At 72.3% G+C, this 18,263-nt stretch carries 12 protein-coding genes; 10 read left to right on the forward strand and 2 right to left on the reverse strand.

What is annotated here, in order from left to right:
- The first annotated feature begins 143 nt into the window (after positions 1-143).
- Complete coding sequence (locus ACIP37_RS27315; RefSeq protein ID WP_363630373.1) at positions 144-989, forward strand: phosphatase PAP2 family protein; 846 nt, start codon at positions 144-146, stop codon at positions 987-989.
- On the opposite strand, the gene ACIP37_RS27320 is transcribed toward ACIP37_RS27315, so the two are convergent.
- Both ACIP37_RS27320 and ACIP37_RS27325 read right to left on the reverse strand, forming a co-directional pair.
- Entirely contained in the window at positions 982-1,545 is a 564-nt protein-coding gene (locus ACIP37_RS27320) for a GPR1/FUN34/YaaH family transporter (protein ID WP_363584619.1), read from the reverse strand. The two genes, ACIP37_RS27315 and ACIP37_RS27320, sit on opposite strands and share 8 nt — an antisense overlap.
- A gap of 304 nt (positions 1,546-1,849) precedes the next feature.
- Positions 1,850-4,411: a SpoIIE family protein phosphatase gene (locus ACIP37_RS27325; RefSeq protein ID WP_400808589.1), complete on the reverse strand. Its 2,562-nt coding sequence runs from the start codon at positions 4,409-4,411 to the stop codon at positions 1,850-1,852.
- 570 nt (positions 4,412-4,981) lie between these two features.
- On the opposite strand from ACIP37_RS27325, the gene ACIP37_RS27330 reads away from it, so the two are divergent.
- The 9 genes from ACIP37_RS27330 (at position 4,982) to ACIP37_RS27370 (ending at position 18,229) form a co-directional block, all read left to right on the forward strand.
- Positions 4,982-9,490, forward strand: a complete 4,509-nt coding sequence (locus ACIP37_RS27330) for a HAMP domain-containing protein (RefSeq protein ID WP_400808729.1) — start codon at positions 4,982-4,984, stop codon at positions 9,488-9,490.
- A 294-nt stretch (positions 9,491-9,784) separates the two neighbouring features.
- Positions 9,785-10,423: a response regulator gene (locus tag ACIP37_RS27335; protein WP_400844659.1), complete on the forward strand. Its 639-nt coding sequence runs from the start codon at positions 9,785-9,787 to the stop codon at positions 10,421-10,423.
- A 146-nt stretch (positions 10,424-10,569) separates the two neighbouring features.
- Positions 10,570-13,257 (forward strand): DNA translocase FtsK, encoded by a 2,688-nt coding sequence (locus ACIP37_RS27340; RefSeq protein WP_363630369.1) that lies wholly within the window; start codon positions 10,570-10,572, stop codon positions 13,255-13,257.
- A 263-nt stretch (positions 13,258-13,520) separates the two neighbouring features.
- Entirely contained in the window at positions 13,521-14,384 is an 864-nt protein-coding gene (locus ACIP37_RS27345) for a helix-turn-helix domain-containing protein (protein WP_363584611.1), read from the forward strand.
- A gap of 117 nt (positions 14,385-14,501) precedes the next feature.
- On the forward strand, positions 14,502-15,995 hold the full coding sequence (gene rimO / locus ACIP37_RS27350; RefSeq protein WP_363584609.1) for a 30S ribosomal protein S12 methylthiotransferase RimO: 1,494 nt from the start codon (positions 14,502-14,504) through the stop codon (positions 15,993-15,995).
- Entirely contained in the window at positions 15,992-16,630 is a 639-nt protein-coding gene (pgsA, locus tag ACIP37_RS27355; RefSeq protein WP_363374405.1) for a CDP-diacylglycerol--glycerol-3-phosphate 3-phosphatidyltransferase, read from the forward strand. The genes rimO and pgsA overlap by 4 nt, the downstream gene beginning before the upstream one ends.
- A gap of 32 nt (positions 16,631-16,662) precedes the next feature.
- Positions 16,663-17,139 (forward strand): CinA family protein, encoded by a 477-nt coding sequence (locus tag ACIP37_RS27360; RefSeq protein ID WP_400844662.1) that lies wholly within the window; start codon positions 16,663-16,665, stop codon positions 17,137-17,139.
- 381 nt (positions 17,140-17,520) lie between these two features.
- Positions 17,521-17,889 carry a helix-turn-helix domain-containing protein gene (locus ACIP37_RS27365; RefSeq protein ID WP_030290911.1) on the forward strand — a complete coding sequence of 123 codons (369 nt, stop codon included), beginning with the start codon at positions 17,521-17,523 and terminating at the stop codon, positions 17,887-17,889.
- Between the two features lie 55 nt (positions 17,890-17,944).
- The gene (locus ACIP37_RS27370; protein ID WP_400844648.1) at positions 17,945-18,229 is read left to right on the forward strand and encodes a hypothetical protein; all 285 of its coding nucleotides are present in this window, start codon (positions 17,945-17,947) and stop codon (positions 18,227-18,229) included.
- Positions 18,230-18,263: the final 34 nt, after the last annotated feature.

Raw genomic sequence — 18,263 nt, forward strand, 5'->3', positions numbered from 1 at the left:
GGTACTGCAGGGGGGACCCTGTGGGAGAGTAGGACGCCGCCGAACAATCATTCCGAAAAGACCCCCTCCCGTCCGGGAGGGGGTCTTTTTGCGTTAACCTCTGCCAACACACGAACCAGAGTTTGTCGGAGAGGCGCGATCCGTTGCAGAACCTGACCCTTACCTGGCAGTCCGCCGGGGGCGCCGCGGTCGCTCTCTACGGCGGGGCGTACGCCGCCGCCAGGGTCCGGAAGCCGTCCTTGTCGGCGCTGTTGCGGGAGGCCGGCACGCTGCTGGCACTGTTCGCGCTCTGGCAGCTGGTGGGTCACCTCTCGGTGATGAGCGGGGACCACGCGCTGGACCGGGCGGATTGGATCCACCGCACCGAGTCGGCGATCGGTCTACCGGACGAGGCGTCCTGGCAGGCGGCCGTCACGCCGTACCCGGTGCTGGTGAGGCTCGCGAACTACTACTACGCGGCGATGCACTTCGCGGTGATGCTGGCGGTGCTGCTCTGGGTGTTCGTGCGGCACCGGGAGCGGTACGCGTGGGTGCGGAACACGGTGGTGATCACCACGGCGGTCTGTCTGCTGGTGCAGTTCATCCCGGTGGCGCCGCCCCGGATGCTGCCGCAGCACGGGTTCGTCGACGTGGCCGCCGAGTACGGGCAGTCGGTGTACGGGGGCGCGGTGGGCGGTGTGGTGGTGGCCGACCAGCTGTCGGCGATGCCCTCGGTGCACGTCGCGTGGTGCGTGCTGGCGGCGGTCGCGGTGGTGCGGGTCTCGCGGAGCCCGCTGCGGTGGGCGATGGTGCTGCACCCGGTGCTGACCGTCGCGGTGGTCGTGGTGACCGCGAACCACTTCTGGGCGGACGGCATCGTCGCCGTCGTGATCCTGCTGTTCGCGTACGCCGCCCAGGCCCTGGTGGCACGTCGCCGGGGTCGGGCCTCCGTCGACACGGAGGCCCGACCCCGGCGTGCCGCGGCGGATCAGCCGCAGCGGGTCACTTGACGGGCAGGGCGATCCTGCCCCAGGAGCCGTTGCTGAGCGCGGAGGTGGCCCAGTACCAGGCGGTGAGCCCGGAGACGGCCGCGATCCAGCCGGCGAACTTGGCGAGGCCGCTGTAGCCGCCGAAGGCGGCGATGGCGTTCAGCAGCAGGGACAGCGTCAGCAGGCCGTAGACGGCGCGGCTGAACAGGCCCGCGCCCCAGCTGGCGGCGGTCAGGGTGAGGGCGAGCAGGGCCCAGAGCAGGAGGAACAGGCCGGCGGCGTTCTTGCCCGCCCCGCCGGCCGCCGACCAGGTCGCCCAGAAGGCGCCGAGGCTGGTGAAGGCCGTTCCGGTGAAGCCCTCGCCGCCGCGGAGCTGCCACAGGCCCGCGATGAAGAGGGTGACTCCGCCGACCAAGTGGGCGAGGTGTGCCGCGTCCCCGACCCCGGTGCCGCTCAGGACGCCGGTGGAGAGCAGGCCGTAGGCGAGCAGTGTGAGGCCGAGTGCGAGGTAGCCGAGGTTACCCGCGTCGGCTCCGGTGGAGCGGGCGTTCGTTGCCCCGGTAGCTTCGTTGCTCACCGGAGGCTCCTTTCACTTTGGGCGCGCGCAGGGCGCAGTCAACGCAGTGGTGTGGTCCGATGAGGTGGATGCGCGCGACCGCGCCGAGGGCGCACGGCTGGAGCGTGCGCGGGCTGCGGTCAGAAGTGATGGGCCGGCGGAAGAGCCGCCGGTCGTGTCCCCGCCGGGGGATTCCCCGGTGAGATCGGTGTACCCGGCCGTACTCGCTTGTACCCTTGTGAATATAACAATTTGTGACGATGTCAGTTGTGGAACGCTCAGGGCCGACCGGGACGCCGGGGGCTGACCGAGAGACGGCGTCGGCTCACGAGGTGCGCTGGGTCGGCACCCGCAGGGTCAGGATGGCCATGTCGTCGGACGGCGGTTCCGGGGCGAAGCGCTCGACGGCGCGCTGCACCCGCATCGCGACCGCCCCGGCGGTCAGGCCGGTACAGCCCGTGAGCACCTCGGCGAGGCCGTCGTCGCCCAGCATCCGGCTGCCCTCGCGGCGTTCGGTGACGCCGTCGGTGACGCACAGCAGGACCTCGCCGGGGGAGAGCACCAGGCGCTCGGCGGTGAGGTCGAGGTCCTCCATGACGCCGAGCAGCGGCTGCGGGGTGGCGGCCCGGTCGACCTGGCCGTCGGTGCGCAGCCGGAGCGGCAGCGGGTGGCCGGCGCAGACCAGGGACAGCTCGGTGCTGCCGTCCGGGCGGGGCGTCAGCTCGCCGTAGAGCAGGGTGAGGAAGCGGCTGCGCGAACCCTCGTCCAGGATGGCCGCGTTGAGGCGGCGGAGCACCTGCGGTGCGTCCAGGCCCTCGCGGGCGAGCAGGCGCAGCGAGTGCCGGGCGAGGCCGGTGACCGAGGCGGCCTCGGGGCCGGTGCCGCAGACATCGCCGATCGCGAAGCCGTAGGTGCCCTCGCGAATGGTGAACAGGTCGTAGAAGTCGCCGCCGACCTCGTTGCCCTCGCCGGCGGCCTGGTAGTAGACGTCGACCTCGACGCCCGGGATCTCGGGCAGGTCCGGCGGGAGCAGGCTGCGTTGCAGGGCCTGGCTGGTGGCGGTGCGCTCGGAGTAGAGGCGGGAGTTGTCGAGTGCGAGGGCGGCCCGGCGGGAGAGGTCCTCGGCGAGTTCGAGGATCTCCTGGCGGAACCGGACGCCGGCCGGGACGCCGAGCGCGAGCAGCCCGATGACCCGGTTGCGGGCGGTCAGCGGCAGGACGACGGTCTCGCCGAGTAGTCCGGCGAGTTCGGGGCTGTCGGTGAGGCCGCCGGCGGCGGCGGTCTCGGCGGGCGCCGACCAGAAGCGGACGCCGTGGGTCGGGCCGGCGTCGGGGGCCGGGGTCTTGTCGAGCAGGTCGCGCAGCGGGTCGATCCGGTCCTCGTCCTCGTGCAGGACGAAGGCGAGGCCAGCCGCGGCGCGGTGGTCGCCCTTGGTGTAGACGGCGCACCAGGAGGCGAGGGTGGGGACGGCCATCTGGGCCATCAGGGCGAGGGTCTGCTCGTGTTCGAGGGTGCCGGCGAGCAGGTCGGAGGCCTCGACGAGGAAGGACAGCGAGCCCCGGCGGAGTCGTTCGAGCTCGGTCAGCCGGGTGCTCTCGACGGCGAGGGCGACCCGGTCGGCGGCGAACTGCAGCCGCAGGGCGTCCTCGTTGTCGTAGCGGCCGGGCGCGGCGGTGGCGATGCCGAGCGAGCCGATCAGCCGGCCCTCGACCTTGAGCGGGACGGTGACCAGGGAACGCATGCCGCTGCCGGTGAGCAGGGGCAGGCCGGTCGGGCGGGCGGTGAGGTCCTCGTGGACGGAGGGCAGCCGGGCGGAGTCGTAGCGGCTGCCGGTGTCGACCGGGAAGCGGGTGTGCCGACGGTGTCCGGAGGTGAAGCCGGTGGCGGCGCGGACCTCGAACTCGGTCTCGTCGTCGGTGGTCAGCAGCAGGTACGCGGCGTCGGCGTCGAGCAGGTCGCGGGCGCGTTCGACGGTGCGCTGGAGCAGGGTGTCGAGGTCGTCGGTGGCGACCGGGCCGGCCAGCAGGTCGAGTCGGGGGCCGGTCGGGTCGGAGCGCTCGCCGGGCAGGGCGCGGGCGGGGGAGCGGAGCACCGCGCGGTCGGGTTCGAGGACGAGCAGGCAGAGGGTGGAGGGGACGCCCTCGGTGTCGCGCACGCGGACCTGGACGCCGTACACCTCGACCTCGTGGCCGTCCGCGCGGCGGACGCCGTAGCTGCCCTCCCAGCGGGCCAGTCGCAGGGTGTCGGCGAGGCCGAGGCCGCGGCCGGCGGACTGCGGCCAGACGGCGAGGTCGGCCCAGGGGCGGCCGAGGACGGTGGTGGCGGGGTACTGGAAGAGCGCCTCGGCGTCCGGGTTCCAGGCGAGGACGCGGCCGTCCTCGTCGAGCTGGACGACGGCGACGTGCACCGGGCCGGGGCCGCTGGGCAGGTCGCTGCCGGGGGTCGCGGGGACGGCGTAGCGGGTGCCGGCCACGGGGGCGGGCAGGGCGAGCCGGAACCAGACGGTCTTGCGCCCGGCCGCGTACTCGACGCCCCAGCGCTCGGCGAGGGCGGAGCACATCAGCAGGCCGCGGCCGCCCTCGCCGTCGGGGTCGGCGTAGCGGTCGGAGGAGGTGACGGGGCCGTCGCCGAGGGAGGGCAGGCCGCGTTCGGGGTGGTGGTCGGTGACTTCGATCCGGACGGTGCCCTCCTCGCGCAGGCAGCACACCTCGGCGGCGGTGCCGGCGTGGACGACGGCGTTGGTGACCAGTTCGCTGACCAGGACGACGGCGTCGTCGACGACCTCGGGCAGACCCCAGCCGAGCAGCGCGTCCCGTACGAAGCCCCGGGCGGCGGCTGCGGACCGGCCGTCGGGGGCGAAGGTGGCGGCTGCGCGCGCGGTGACCACGTTGCCACTTCTCCTCTGCTGCTCTGGCCTTGACTGTCCGGGGCGTGGCGCCGACTCCCGGTGCGTGCCGCCGGGGTGGCGGCGCTGGGTCGGGTCATGGCCCGGTGCAGCGCTCCACCCTACTTTCCGCTTGGTTCCCCGTGGGGGCGGGGCGTTGAAACAGGCACCTGAGAGTGATTCTGCCCACCTGTTTCGGACGGTCGGCTACCAACCGGGCGCAACCGGCCGTATACCCGGCGCCGGTGCTGCCAGACTGGGGGGTCCGCGACGGCCGGTCGGAGCAGTACGGTCGATGCGGGTGCCGGTGTGCCGCGTGGGGCGCCGGTACGCAGCCCGACCGGGCCGGTGCCCCGGTGCGTGCCGTACCGGCACGGACGGTCACCGGAAAGTTCACGATGTGGGAGGGGCCCGTTGAGTTCGGCCACCAAGGACGCAACCGGTACGACGCCGCCCGTTCCGCGCGGTGGGCGGTCCGGGACCGCGCCGCGGAACGCGGCCGGCCGGCGAGTGAGCCACAACCGGGGGGCGGAGCCGGCCGAACTGCGGAAGCTGTTGGCCGCGCTGACCGCGATGCGGGACGGCAACTTCCGCCGCCGGCTGACGGTTCCGGGGGACGGGCCGCTGGCGGAGATCGCCGCGGTGTTCAACGAGGTCGCCGAGCGCAATCAGCACCTGACCGGAGAACTGGCCCGGGTGCGGCGGGCGGTGGGCCGCGAGGGCCGGCTGAACGAGCGGCTGGAGACCGGCGCGGGCGAGGGCGCCTGGATGGCGGCCGTCGACAACTGCAACGCGCTGATCGACGATCTGGCCCGTCCGATGGCCGAGGTGGGCCGGGTGCTCTCGTCGATCGCCGAGGGCGACCTGGACCAGAAGATGGAGCTGCGCTCGCTGCACAGCAACGGGGTGAGCCACCCGCTGCGCGGCGAGTACCTCAAGATCGGCCGGACCGTCAACGGGCTGGTGGACCAGCTCTCGGAGTTCACCGACGAGGTGACCCGGGTGGCCCGCGAGGTGGGTACCGAGGGCAAGCTGGGCGGCCAGGCCAAGGTCCGCAGTGTGTCCGGCAGTTGGAAGGACCTGGCGGATTCGGTCAACACCATGGCCGGCCGGCTGACCGCGCAGGTGCGCAACATCGCCCAGGTGACCACCGCGGTGGCCAAGGGCGACCTGTCCCGCAAGGTCACCGTCGAGGTGGCCGGCGAGATGCTGGAGCTGAAGAACACCGTCAACACGATGGTGGACCAGCTGAACGGGTTCGCCGCCCAGGTCACCGGGGTGGCCAGGGACGTGGGCACCGAGGGCCGGCTCGGCGGCCAGGCGCAGGTGCCGGGCGTGGCCGGGGTCTGGCGGGACCTGACCGACTCGGTGAACTTCATGGCCGACAACCTGACCGGCCAGGTGCGCAACATCGCCCAGGTGACCACGGCGGTGGCGCGCGGGGACCTCTCGCAGAAGATCGAGGTGGACGCGCGCGGCGAGATGCTGGAGCTGAAGAACACCATCAACACGATGGTCGACCAGCTCTCCGGCTTCGCCGAACAGGTGACCAGGGTGGCCCGCCAGGTGGGCACCGAGGGGCGGCTCGGTGGCCAGGCGCAGGTGCCCGGGGCGGCCGGGGTGTGGCGCGACCTGACCGACAACGTCAACTTCATGGCGAACAACCTCACCGATCAGGTGCGCAACATCGCGCAGGTGACGACCGCGGTCGCCAAGGGCGACCTGTCGCAGAAGATCCAGGTGGACGCGCGCGGGGAGATCCTGGAGCTGAAGAACACCATCAACACGATGGTGGACCAGCTGGGCGCCTTCGCCGACGAGGTCACCAGGGTGGCCCGGGACGTCGGCACCGAGGGCATCCTCGGCGGTCAGGCGAGCGTGCCCGGGGTGTCCGGGACGTGGAAGGACCTGACCAACAGCGTCAACCTGATGGCCAACAACCTGACCAGCCAGGTCCGCAACATCGCCGAGGTGACCACGGCGGTGGCGCGCGGCGACGTGTCGAAGAAGATCACCGTCGACGCCCGGGGCGAGATCCTGGAGCTGGTGACGACCGTCAACACCATGGTCGACCAGCTGTCGGCGTTCGCCGACGAGGTGACCCGGGTCGCCCGCGAGGTGGGCACCGAGGGGATCCTGGGCGGCCAGGCGCGGGTGCGCGGGGTGTCGGGGATCTGGAAGGACCTGACCGACAACGTCAACTTCATGGCCTCCAACCTGACCGGGCAGGTCCGCAACATCGCCGAGGTCGCCACCGCGGTGGCCCGCGGCGACCTGTCCAAGAAGATCACCATCGAGGCGCAGGGCGAGGTCGCCGCCCTCGCCGGGACCTTGAACACCATGGTCGACCAGCTCTCCTCCTTCGCGGTGGAGGTGACCAGGGTGGCCCGCGAGGTCGGCACCGACGGCACCCTGGGCGGTCAGGCGAGCGTGCCGGGCGTGGCCGGCATCTGGAAGGACCTGACCGACAACGTCAACCTGATGGCCAACAACCTCACCGGCCAGGTCCGCAACATCGCGCTGGTGATCACGGCGGTGGCCCGCGGCGACCTCTCGCAGAAGATCGACGTCGACGCGCGCGGCGAGATCCTCCAGCTCAAGACCAGCATCAACACCATGGTCGACCAGCTGTCGGCGTTCGCCGACGAGGTCACCCGGGTCGCCCGCGAGGTGGGCACCGACGGGCGGCTCGGCGGTCAGGCCCGGGTACCCGGCGTGGACGGCACCTGGCAGGACCTCACCGAATCGGTGAACGAACTGGCCAACAACCTGACCCGGCAGGTGCGCGCGATCGCCCAGGTCGCCACCGCCGTGACCAGGGGCGACCTGAGCCTGCGGATCGACGTGGACGCCGCGGGGGAGCTCGACGAGCTCAAGGACAACATCAACCAGATGATCGCCAACCTGCGCGAGACCACCCGCACCAACCAGGAGCAGGACTGGCTCAAGACCAACCTGGCGCGGATCTCCGGCCTGCTCCAGGGCCGCCGGGACCTGGAGGCCGTCGCCTCGCTGATCATGACCGAGCTGACCCCGGTGGTCTCCGCCCAGCACGGCGCCTTCTTCCTCGCCCAGCCGGCCGGCCGCACCGCCGAGCTGATCACCGAGGACGACGACGAGAACGACACCGTCCTGCGGCTGATCGGCAGTTACGGCTACCAGCGGCGCGCGATGCCGACCACCTTCCGGCCCGGCGAGTCGCTGATCGGGCAGGCCGCGGTGGAGAAGCGGGCGATCATCCTCAAGGAGGCGCCGCCCGGATACCTCAAGATCGCCTCCGGCCTCGGCGAGGCCTCGCCGGCCCACATCGTGGTGCTGCCGGTGCTGTTCGAGGGCCGGCTGCTGGGCGTGATCGAGCTGGCCACCTTCAGCTCCTTCACCACCGTCGCGCTGGACTTCCTCAACCAGATCGCCGACCTGATCGGCGTCACCGTCAACACCATCAGCGTCAACACCAAGACCGAGGGCCTGCTGCTGGAGTCCCAGCGGCTCACCGCCGAACTCTCGATGCGATCCGCCGAGTTGGAGGCGCGCCAGGAGGAACTGGAGCGCACCAACGAGGAGTTGCAGGAGAAGGCCGAGCAACTCGCCCAGCAGAACCGCGACATCGAGATCAAGAACAGCGAGATCGAGGAGGCCCGGCAGGTCCTGGAGGAGCGCGCCGAGCAGCTCGCCCTGGCCTCCCGGTACAAGAGCGAGTTCCTCGCCAACATGTCGCACGAGCTGCGCACCCCGCTCAACTCGCTGCTGATCCTGGCCAAGCTGCTCTCCGACAACAATGAGGGCAACCTCTCGCCCAAGCAGGTCGAGTTCGCCGACACCATCCACGGCGCCGGATCCGACCTGCTCCAGCTGATCAACGACATCCTCGACCTCTCCAAGGTCGAGGCCGGCAAGATGGACGTCCGCCCGGCCCGGATCGCCCTGGTCCAGCTGGTTGACTACGTCGAGGCCACCTTCCAGCCGGTCGCGCTGGACAAGAACCTGGACTTCGCCGTCCGGGTCTCGCCCGCCCTGCCGGTCACCCTGCACACCGACGAGCAGCGGCTCCAGCAGGTGCTGCGCAACCTGATCTCCAACGCCGTCAAGTTCACCGACGCCGGCGCGGTCGACTTCTCGATCTCCCCGGCAGGTGCGGAGGTCCCGCAGCACGTGCGCGAGCGGCTGCTGGAGTCCGGCTCGATCAAGGACCCGGACGACGAACTGATCGCCTTCGCGGTCTCCGACACCGGCATCGGCATCCCCGGCAACAAGCTGCGGGAGATCTTCGAGGCGTTCAAGCAGGCCGACGGCACCACCAGCCGCAAGTACGGCGGCACCGGGCTCGGCCTGTCGATCAGCCGCGAGATCGCGCGGCTGCTGGGCGGCGAGATCCACGCTGAGAGCGAGCTGGGCAAGGGCTCCACGTTCACGCTCTACCTGCCGCTGCGCACCGAGGCCCCGGACCCGACCCAGGTCGAGCGCCCGGTCGTGTCGAGCGTCCCGGCGCTGCGCGCCTCCGTCGGCGTGACCCCGATCGGGGTGCCCGTGCCGGTCGGCGAGAACCCGGCCGACCACTGGGCCCAGGAGGTCCGCGAGCTGGCCGAGGAGCGCCGCCGCGGCGCGGTGGAGCGCCGGCGCAGCGCCTCCCTGGAAGCCGCCGCCGGGACCCGCCCGGTGGAGCCCGCGCCGCCCCGCCCCAGCCGCAGCGACGTGCGTTTCGACGGCCAGCAGGTGCTGATCGTGGATGACGACGTCCGCAACGTGTTCGCCCTCACCAGCGTGCTGGAACAGCACGGCCTGACCGTCCTGTACGCCGAGAACGGGCGCGAGGGCATCGAGATGCTGGAGCAGCACGAGAACGTGGCGCTGGTCCTGATGGACATCATGATGCCGGAGATGGACGGCTACGCGACCACCGAGGCGATCCGCCGGATGCCCCAGTTCGCCGGCCTGCCGATCATCGCGCTGACCGCCAAGGCGATGAAGGGCGACCGCGAGAAGTCGCTGGAGGCGGGCGCCACCGACCACATCACCAAGCCGGTGGAGACCGACCACCTGCTGGCGGTGATGCGCGAGTGGCTGCGGGCGGACCGCGCGTAGCGCCAGGGGAGGGCGCGAACTCCGGGGCGGGCTCCGGAGTTCGCGCCGTCCGGTGGGCCGGTTTGCTGGCGGTCGGGCCCGGGAACCGGGTAGGGTCACCGATCGTTGCGAACAGTGACCGGACGGCGACACATTGCTGAGCGTGCGCCGGAGCACTGGGCGCGCGCCGCTCCGGATCGGGTCACGACGGAGCGATGTGCCGGGCGAGGGGGTGCGGCTAGCATGACCGGGGTAGCGGTGGGCAGTACGCGAGTGCCATCACCGGGCGGCAGGCAGGCGACAGGAGGGCGAGCCCTGATGCAGAAGGCGAAGATCCTCCTGGTCGACGACCGACCGGAGAACCTGCTGGCGCTGGAGGCGATCCTCTCCGCGCTGGACCAGACGCTGGTGCGCGCCGTCTCCGGCGAGGAGGCGCTCAAGGCGCTGCTCACCGACGACTTCGCGGTGATCCTGCTGGACGTCCAGATGCCCGGGATGGACGGCTTCGAGACGGCCGCCCACATCAAGCGCCGCGAGCGCACCCGGGACATCCCGATCATCTTCCTGACCGCGATCAACCACGGCCCGCACCACACCTTCCGCGGCTACGCGGCCGGCGCCGTGGACTACATCTCCAAGCCGTTCGACCCGTGGGTGCTGCGCGCCAAGGTCTCGGTCTTCGTCGACCTGTACGTGAAGAACTGCCAGCTGAAGGAGCAGGCCGCGCTGCTGCGGCTGCAACTGGAGGCGGGCGGCGGCGAGCCGCCCCTCGGCGGGGCGCTGCTGGGCGAGCTGTCCGCGCGGCTGGCGGCGGTCGAGGAGCAGGCGGAGGCGCTGGGCAAGCAGTTGGACGGCGTCGAGGACGCCGGGGTGGCGGCCACCGCGGCGCACCTGGAGCGCAAGCTGGCGGGGCTGCGCCGGGCCCTGGACGCGCTCCGGCCGGGAACCGTGTAACCGATCGCCGGGGTTCACTCCCGCGGGTGAATTTCCGACGCGGCCGGGTGAAACCGGGTCAGCGTGACGGTGTGTCTGCGACATGTGCCCGAGCCCCGGCTCGGGCACATGTGCACTGGTGGCCCACCCCGGTAGGCTGCTGACCCATGGCCACTCGTACGCCCGGAAGCGCGGCACGCAACCCGAGTCCGGGACCGTCCAAGAAGGCCGCGGCGAAGGCCCCGGGCAAGCCGCCCGCGAAGAAGGCGGCGGCCAAGAAGGCGGCCCCGGCGAAGAGGGCGGCGGCCAAACCGGCCCCGCCGTCCCCGCCGCCGCCCAAGCCGATACTCTTCCGGGCCGTCCGGGCCGTCTGGCTCGGCGTGGCGAACAGCATCGCCGCGATCTTCCGGGGCTTCGGCGACGGAGCCAAGAATCTCCACCCCGCCCACCGCAAGGACGGGCTGGGCCTGCTGCTGTTCGCACTCGCGCTGGTGACCGCCGCCGGCACCTGGTTCAGCCCGCAGGGCTGGCTGGGCGAGGCGGCCACCGCCGTGGTGTCCGGACTGTTCGGGCGGCTCGACGTGCTGGTGCCGTTCCTGCTGGCCGGGATCGCGGTCAGGCTCTGGCGCCACCCGGAGCTGCCGGAGGCCAACGGCCGGATCATGATCGGCCTGAGCGCGCTGCTGGTCGGCGTCCTCGGCCTGGTGCACATCGGCTGCGGCGCGCCCATGATGGGCAGCGGCGCCTCGCGGATACGGGCGGCCGGCGGGATCATCGGCTGGGCCGTGTCCACCCCGATGATGGCCGCCGCCGGGCCGGCGCTGGCCGTGCCGCTGCTCCTGCTGCTGTCCTTCTTCGGCCTGCTGGTGGTCACCGCCACCCCGGTCAACCGCATCCCCGAGCGGCTGCGGTCGGCCGGCGTGCGGCTCGGCGTGGTGGAGCCCGGGCCGGAGGACGAGCTGCGCGAGGGGCGTACGCCGGAGCGCGACCTGTCCACCGAGCCGCCCGAGGACGCGGACCCCTCCGCGCTGCCGTTCACCGTGGGCAGCGAGGACCCGGGCGACGAGGTGGCCGCCCGCCGTCGGCGCCGCCGCCGCAAGCCGGCGGACGACGAGGACCAGCCCGATGCCGTCCGGGTGTCCCTGGACAAGGAGCCGCTGGACCCGTACGCCACCCGCGACCTCGCCGCCGGCGCCGCCGCCGACCTGGACGGGGCACTCGTCTACGGCGTGCCCGCCTCCTCGGCGGTGGCGAACATGATGCACCAGGTGCAGGACCGCACCGCCCCGCCGGAGGAGGCCGCCGTCCCGGCCGCCCGCAGCGCGGGCCCGGGCGCGCCCGAGGAGCACGGCCCGGCGCCGGTGCGGATGGAGCAGCTCCAGCTGGCCGGCGACGTCACCTACGCGCTGCCCCCGCTCGACCTGCTGGAGCGCGGCGGCCCGGCCAAGGCCCGCAGCGCCCTCAACGACGAGGTGGTGGCCCAGCTCAGCAGCACCTTCACCGAGTTCAAGGTGGACGCCAGGGTCACCGGTTTCACCCGGGGCCCGACGGTGACCCGCTACGAGGTCGAGCTCGGCCCGGCCGTCAAGGTGGAGCGGATCACCGCGCTCGCCAAGAACATCGCGTACGCGGTGGCCAGCGCCGACGTGCGGATCATCAGCCCGATCCCGGGCAAGTCCGCGGTCGGCATCGAGATCCCCAACCGGGACCGCGAGATGGTCAACCTCGGCGACCTGCTGCGCTCGCGCACGGCCGCCGAGGACACCCACCCGATGGTCGTCGGCATGGGCAAGGACGTCGAGGGCCAGACCGTGATGGCCAACCTCGCCAAGATGCCGCACATCCTGGTGGCCGGCGCGACCGGCGCGGGCAAGTCGTCCTGCATCAACTGCCTGATCACCTCGATCCTGGCCCGGGCCACCCCGGACGAGGTGCGGATGGTGCTGGTCGACCCCAAGCGGGTCGAACTGACCGCGTACGAGGGCATCCCGCACCTGATCACGCCGATCATCACCAATCCGAAGAAGGCCGCCGAGGCCCTCCAGTGGGTGGTCCGCGAGATGGACCTGCGCTACGACGACCTCGCGGCGTTCGGCTTCCGGCACGTGGACGACTTCAACGCGGCGGTGAAGGCCGGCACGGTCACCCCGCCGCCGGGCAGCGAGCGCGAGCTGACCCCGTACCCGTACCTGCTGGTGATCGTCGACGAGCTGGCCGACCTGATGATGGTGGCGCCGCGCGACGTCGAGGACTCGGTGGTCCGGATCACCCAGCTGGCCCGCGCGGCCGGCATCCACCTGGTGCTGGCCACCCAGCGGCCCTCGGTGGACGTGGTCACCGGTCTGATCAAGGCCAACGTGCCGTCCCGGCTGGCCTTCGCGACCTCCGCGATGGCCGACTCCCGGGTCATCCTGGACCAGCCCGGTGCGGAGAAGCTGATCGGCAAGGGCGACGCGCTGTTCCTGCCGATGGGCGCCGGCAAGCCGATCCGCCTCCAGGGCGCGTTCGTCACCGAGGCGGAGATCGCCGCGGTGGTGCAGCACTGCAAGGACCAGCTGACCGCCGTCTACCGGGACGACGTGACGGTCGGCGGCGGGGCCAAGAAGGAGATCGACGAGGAGATCGGCGACGACCTGGACCTGCTGATCCAGGCGGCCGAGCTGGTGGTCTCCACCCAGTTCGGCTCGACCTCGATGCTCCAGCGCAAGCTCCGGGTCGGCTTCGCCAAGGCGGGGCGGCTGATGGACCTGATGGAGTCGCGCGGGATCGTCGGGCCGAGCGAGGGTTCCAAGGCCCGCGACGTCCTGGTGAAGCCGGACGAGCTGGACGGGGTGCTGGTCGGCCTGCGCGGTTGACGACCCGCGCCCGCGGCGAGTGTTCACTCGTTCGGAGGAGGGTAGGCGCGTGCAGGGGAACCGAACGTCCGTACGCCGCGTCACAGGCCGGAAAGCGAACCCCCCGGGTTCCCCGTGCGGGCCCGCTGACGGCCGTTCAGCGGGGAGCCGGGCCCCCGTCGGGGCGGGCGCGCGCATTCGGGCCTGTTCCGCTTGAGAAACGATCCGCCCGCGCCCCTAGACTGTTCCCCAGCAGGTGGCCATCCGCTCGAAAGGCGTGCCCCGTGACCATCGGCAAGTCCCCCGACCGCGAGAACGCCCCGTCGTCCGTCGAGTCGACCGACGACGCGGTGCAGGCGGCCGATGCCCCGAGCATCGGCCGGGTGCTGTCCACCGCCCGGATCGAGGCCGGGCTCACGGTGGACCAGGTGAGTACGGCGACCCGGGTCCGGGTGCCGATCGTCCATGCCATCGAGGAGGACGACTTCGGCCGCTGCGGCGGCGACTTCTACGCCCGCGGGCACATCCGCGCGATCGCCCGCGAGGTCGGCGTCGACGGCGAGGCCCTGATCGCCCGGTACGACGCCGCGCACGGCGGCTCGCCCGCCTCCAAGCGGCCGACCCAGCTGATCGACAGCGGCCCGATCAAGGTGCCCGGCCGCGGCCGGCCGAACTGGGCGGCGGCCATGGTCGCCGCGATCGTCGTGGTGGTCGTCCTGATCGGCTTCAACCTGGTCAGCGGCAAGGACGGCCACACCGGCACCGGCTCCGCCAGCGCGCCGCTGCCCAGCGGCTCCGGCACCGGCTCGGTCGCCTCCGTGCCCTCGCCCACCGTGCAGCCGCCGGCGCCCGTGCCGAGTGCGGCCGCGATCGCCGCCGTCCCGGCCGACAAGGTCACCGTGAAGCTGGTCGCCGAGGGCAGCACCAGCTGGGTGTCCGCGGTGGACGGCAGCGGGAAGTCGCTGTTCCAGAACAACATCAGCGACGGCCAGGACCAGACCTTCACCGACGCCAAGCAGATCAAGCTGGTGCTCGGAAACGGCGGGGCCGTGCACGCGTACGTCAACGGCAAGGACCTCGGCCTCCTCGGCAAGGACGGCCAGGTGGTGCACGTCACGTACACCCCCGGCGATCCGCAGGCGGGCTGACCACAGGCCTGCGGAGGCCCTGGAGAGCGGCCCTGCGGCCTGGCGAAGATCTGGTAATCCGAGGCGCGCGGCCTCCGGGGCGAACGGCACCGGAGGCCGCGCGTTAATCTTGGCCCTATGCCTGAACGCCGTACTGTCGCCCTTGTCACGCTCGGATGTGCCCGCAACGAGGTGGACTCCGAGGAACTCGCCGGGCGACTGGAAGCCGACGGCTGGTTGCTCGTCGACGACGCCGCCGAAGCGGACGTCGCCGTCGTCAACACCTGCGGCTTCGTCGAGGCCGCCAAGAAGGACTCCGTGGACGCCCTGCTGGAGGCCAACGACCTCAAGGGGCACGGCCGCACCCAGGCCGTCGTCGCGGTCGGCTGCATGGCCGAGCGGTACGGCAAGGAGCTCGCCGACGCCCTGCCCGAGGCCGACGGCGTGCTCGGCTTCGACGACTACTCCGACATCTCCGACCGCCTCCAGACCATCCTCTCCGGCGGCCACCACGCCCCGCACCTCCCGCGCGACCGCCGCAAGCTGCTGCCGATCAGCCCGGCCGAGCGGCAGTCCGCCGCCGAGGCCGTCGCGCTGCCCGGCCACGGCGCTGCCGAGACCCCGGCCGAGCCGATCGCCGACCTGCCCGAGGGCCTCGCCCCGGCCTCCGGCCCGCGCACCCTGCGCAAGCGGCTCGACGACAACCCGGTCGCCTCGGTCAAGCTCGCCTCCGGTTGCGACCGGCGGTGCTCCTTCTGCGCCATCCCGGCGTTCCGCGGCTCCTTCATCTCCCGCCGCCCCTCCGACGTGCTGCACGAGGCCCAGTGGCTGGCCGAGCAGGGCGTGCGCGAGGTCGTCCTGGTGAGCGAGAACAACACCTCGTACGGCAAGGACCTCGGCGACATCCGGCTGCTGGAGACGCTGCTCGGCGAGATCTCCGCGCTCGAGGGCGTCGAGCGGGTCCGGGTCTCCTACCTGCAGCCCGCCGAGATGCGCCCCGGGCTGATCGACGCGATGACCGGGACCACGGACGTGGTGCCCTACTTCGACCTGTCCTTCCAGCACTCGGCGCCCGCCGTGCTGCGCCGGATGCGCCGCTTCGGCTCCACCGACCAGTTCCTGGACCTGCTGAAGACCATCCGCGACCGGGCCCCGCAGGCCGGCGCCCGGTCCAACTTCATCGTCGGCTTCCCCGGCGAGACCGAGGCGGACTTCGCCGAGCTGGAGCGCTTCGTCACGCACGCCGGGCTGGACGCGATCGGCGTCTTCGGCTACTCCGACGAGGACGGCACCGAGGCCGCGACCTACGACGGCAAGCTGTCCGAGGACGTGATCGCCGACCGGCTGAACCGGCTCAGCCGGCTGGCCGAGGAGATGACCGCCCAGCGGGCCGAGCAGCGCGTCGGCACCGAGGTCGAGGTCCTGATCGAGTCCATCGAGGACGGCGTGGTCGAGGGCCGGGCCGCCCACCAGGCCCCCGAGACCGACGGCCTGACCACCCTCACCGGCGTCGAGGACCCGCAGATCGGCCAGTTCCACCGGGCCAAGGTGGTCGCCAGCGAGGGCGTCGACCTGATCGCCGAGGCGCTGGAGCCGGTCCGGGTCCGTCAGGCCCCGGGAGCCGGGGAATGACCAAGGGGCCCGGCGCCCCGGCCGCGGCCCATCCGGGCAGACCGCCGGCCGCGGTGCCGCCGGCGCCGGCTGTCTGGAACATCGCCAACATGCTCACGATGCTCCGGCTGCTGCTGGTGCCGGTCTTCGTGTCGCTGCTGTTCGCCGACGGCGGGCACGACCCCAAGTGGCGCTCGGTCGCCTGGGCGTCGTTCGCCATCGCGATGATCACCGACCTGTTCGACGGCGAGCTGGCCCGGCGCAAGGGCCTGGTCACCGACTTCGGGAAGATCGCCGACCCGATCGCCGACAAGGCGATCATGGGCTCGGCGCTGATCGGCCTCTCGCTGCTCGGCGACCTGCCCTGGTGGGTCACCGCGGTGATCCTGGCCCGCGAACTCGGCATCACCCTGATGCGTTTCTGGGTGATCCGCTACGGCGTCATCCCGGCCAGCCGGGGCGGCAAGATCAAGACGCTGACCCAGGGCATCGCGGTCGGCATGTACGTGCTGGAGCTGACCGGCTGGCTGGCCACCGCCCGGGCCGTGCTGATGGCCCTGGCGGTACTGCTGACCATCGGCACCGCGCTGGACTACGTCGGACAGGCGCTGCGCATGCGCCGCGAGGGACTGGCCGCGGAGCGCGCGGGCCGGTGAGTGACGGGGGAGACCGGGTGACGGACCACGAGCTGGCGGTACGGGCGCACGAGGCGCTGCGCGCCAGGGGCGGCACGCTGGCCGTCGCCGAGTCGCTGACCGGAGGGCTGCTCGCGGCCGCCCTGGTCGACGTCCCCGGGGCGTCCGCGACCTTCCGGGGCTCGGTCACGGCGTACGCCACCGAGCTGAAGGCCTCGGTGCTCGGCGTGGACGAGGGACTCCTGGCGGTGTACGGGCCGGTCCACCCGGTGGTGGCGGGGCAGATGGCCGAGGGCGTGCGTCGGCTGCTGGGGGCCACGTACGGGATCGCGACGACCGGGGTGGCCGGGCCGGACCCGCAGGACGGGCAGCCGGTGGGCACCGTACACCTGGCGGTCGCCGGTCCGGAGGGAACTCTGGTCAGTTCGCCCCGGCTGTCGGGCGGGCGTGCCAGAATCCGTCACGGGGCGGTGACCGCCGCTCTGGAGCTGTTCGTCGAGCGGCTACGGGCCGCTACGCCCACGACCTGAACCCCGCGGGGCCCGCACCCGGGCGTCCCGCAGCCCGTGTGGAGGCGCCGCGGAGGCGTGGTGGAGCCCCGATCGCGGCGATCTCCACCGAACCGCGATCTGCCGATCCGGTCCGCGGGCATGGCACAGCTGGAGGATCGTGTTACATCCAACGGCCTGGTTGGGCAGAAACCAGGTGGCGAACGAGTTGCGTGACGGTGGCCGGGCGGCCCACGGCGGGTACCACGAGGGGCCCGCGGACCCGGGAACGACACCGGAACGAGGAGGGGGACAGCCTTGCAGCCCAGAGTGAACACGACCAGGGTCCCCGCACGCGATGCGGGCAAGGCGGTACGGTGGGGTCGTGACATCTCGATCCGCAGTCCGAGGAGGGAGGCACCGATGATCCTGCTTCGTCGCCTACTGGGCGATGTACTGCGTCGGCAGCGCCAGCGCCAGGGCCGCACACTCCGCGAGGTGTCGGCGGCAGCCAGGGTTTCGCTCGGTTACCTCTCCGAGGTCGAGCGGGGACAGAAGGAGGCCTCCTCGGAGCTGCTCTCCGCCATCTGCGACGCGCTCGACGTCCGGATGTCCGAGGTCATGCGCGAGGTCAGCGACGAACTGTCGCTCGCCGAACTTGCGGCGATGGCCACCCTCTCCGAAGGTGATCTGCTGAGGCCGGTACTCGAACCGGTTCCGCTGCCCGCCCCCGGTGCCGACCGGGCGAACATGTCGCCCAAGGCCGCCGCGATGGACGTGGTCGCCGCCTGAACCCGGCCTCGACTCCCGGGCTCCTGGTGCCCGGGGCGAGCGAAGGAGGGCGGTCGTGCGGAGAGCCGCGACGGCGTGCACGGAGGCTCGAATACGGCTGCGGCGACTGATGCCGTGGCCGGCCCGCCGGGTCCTGGTGATCCTGACGGCAGGGCTGGCCTGGTGGCTGCCGGCGGTCCGGGGACAGTTGGCCGACGGCGCCGCGCTGGGGTTGCTCGCGGCCGGCGGCTGGGGACTCGGCCTGATCCCGGTCCACGCCGACCGGAACGCCACCGGGCCGGAGCGGCGCCCATCGGTGGCCGTGGCCCGGGTGGAGGCGCAACCGCCGACGGTCGGCTGAGCCACTCGAACGGGTGATACGAGCGAACGAAGGC

Origin of the sequence: Kitasatospora sp. NPDC088861 (genome assembly GCF_044750105.1) — a bacterium.
Taxonomy (GTDB): Bacteria; Actinomycetota; Actinomycetes; order Streptomycetales; family Streptomycetaceae; genus Kitasatospora.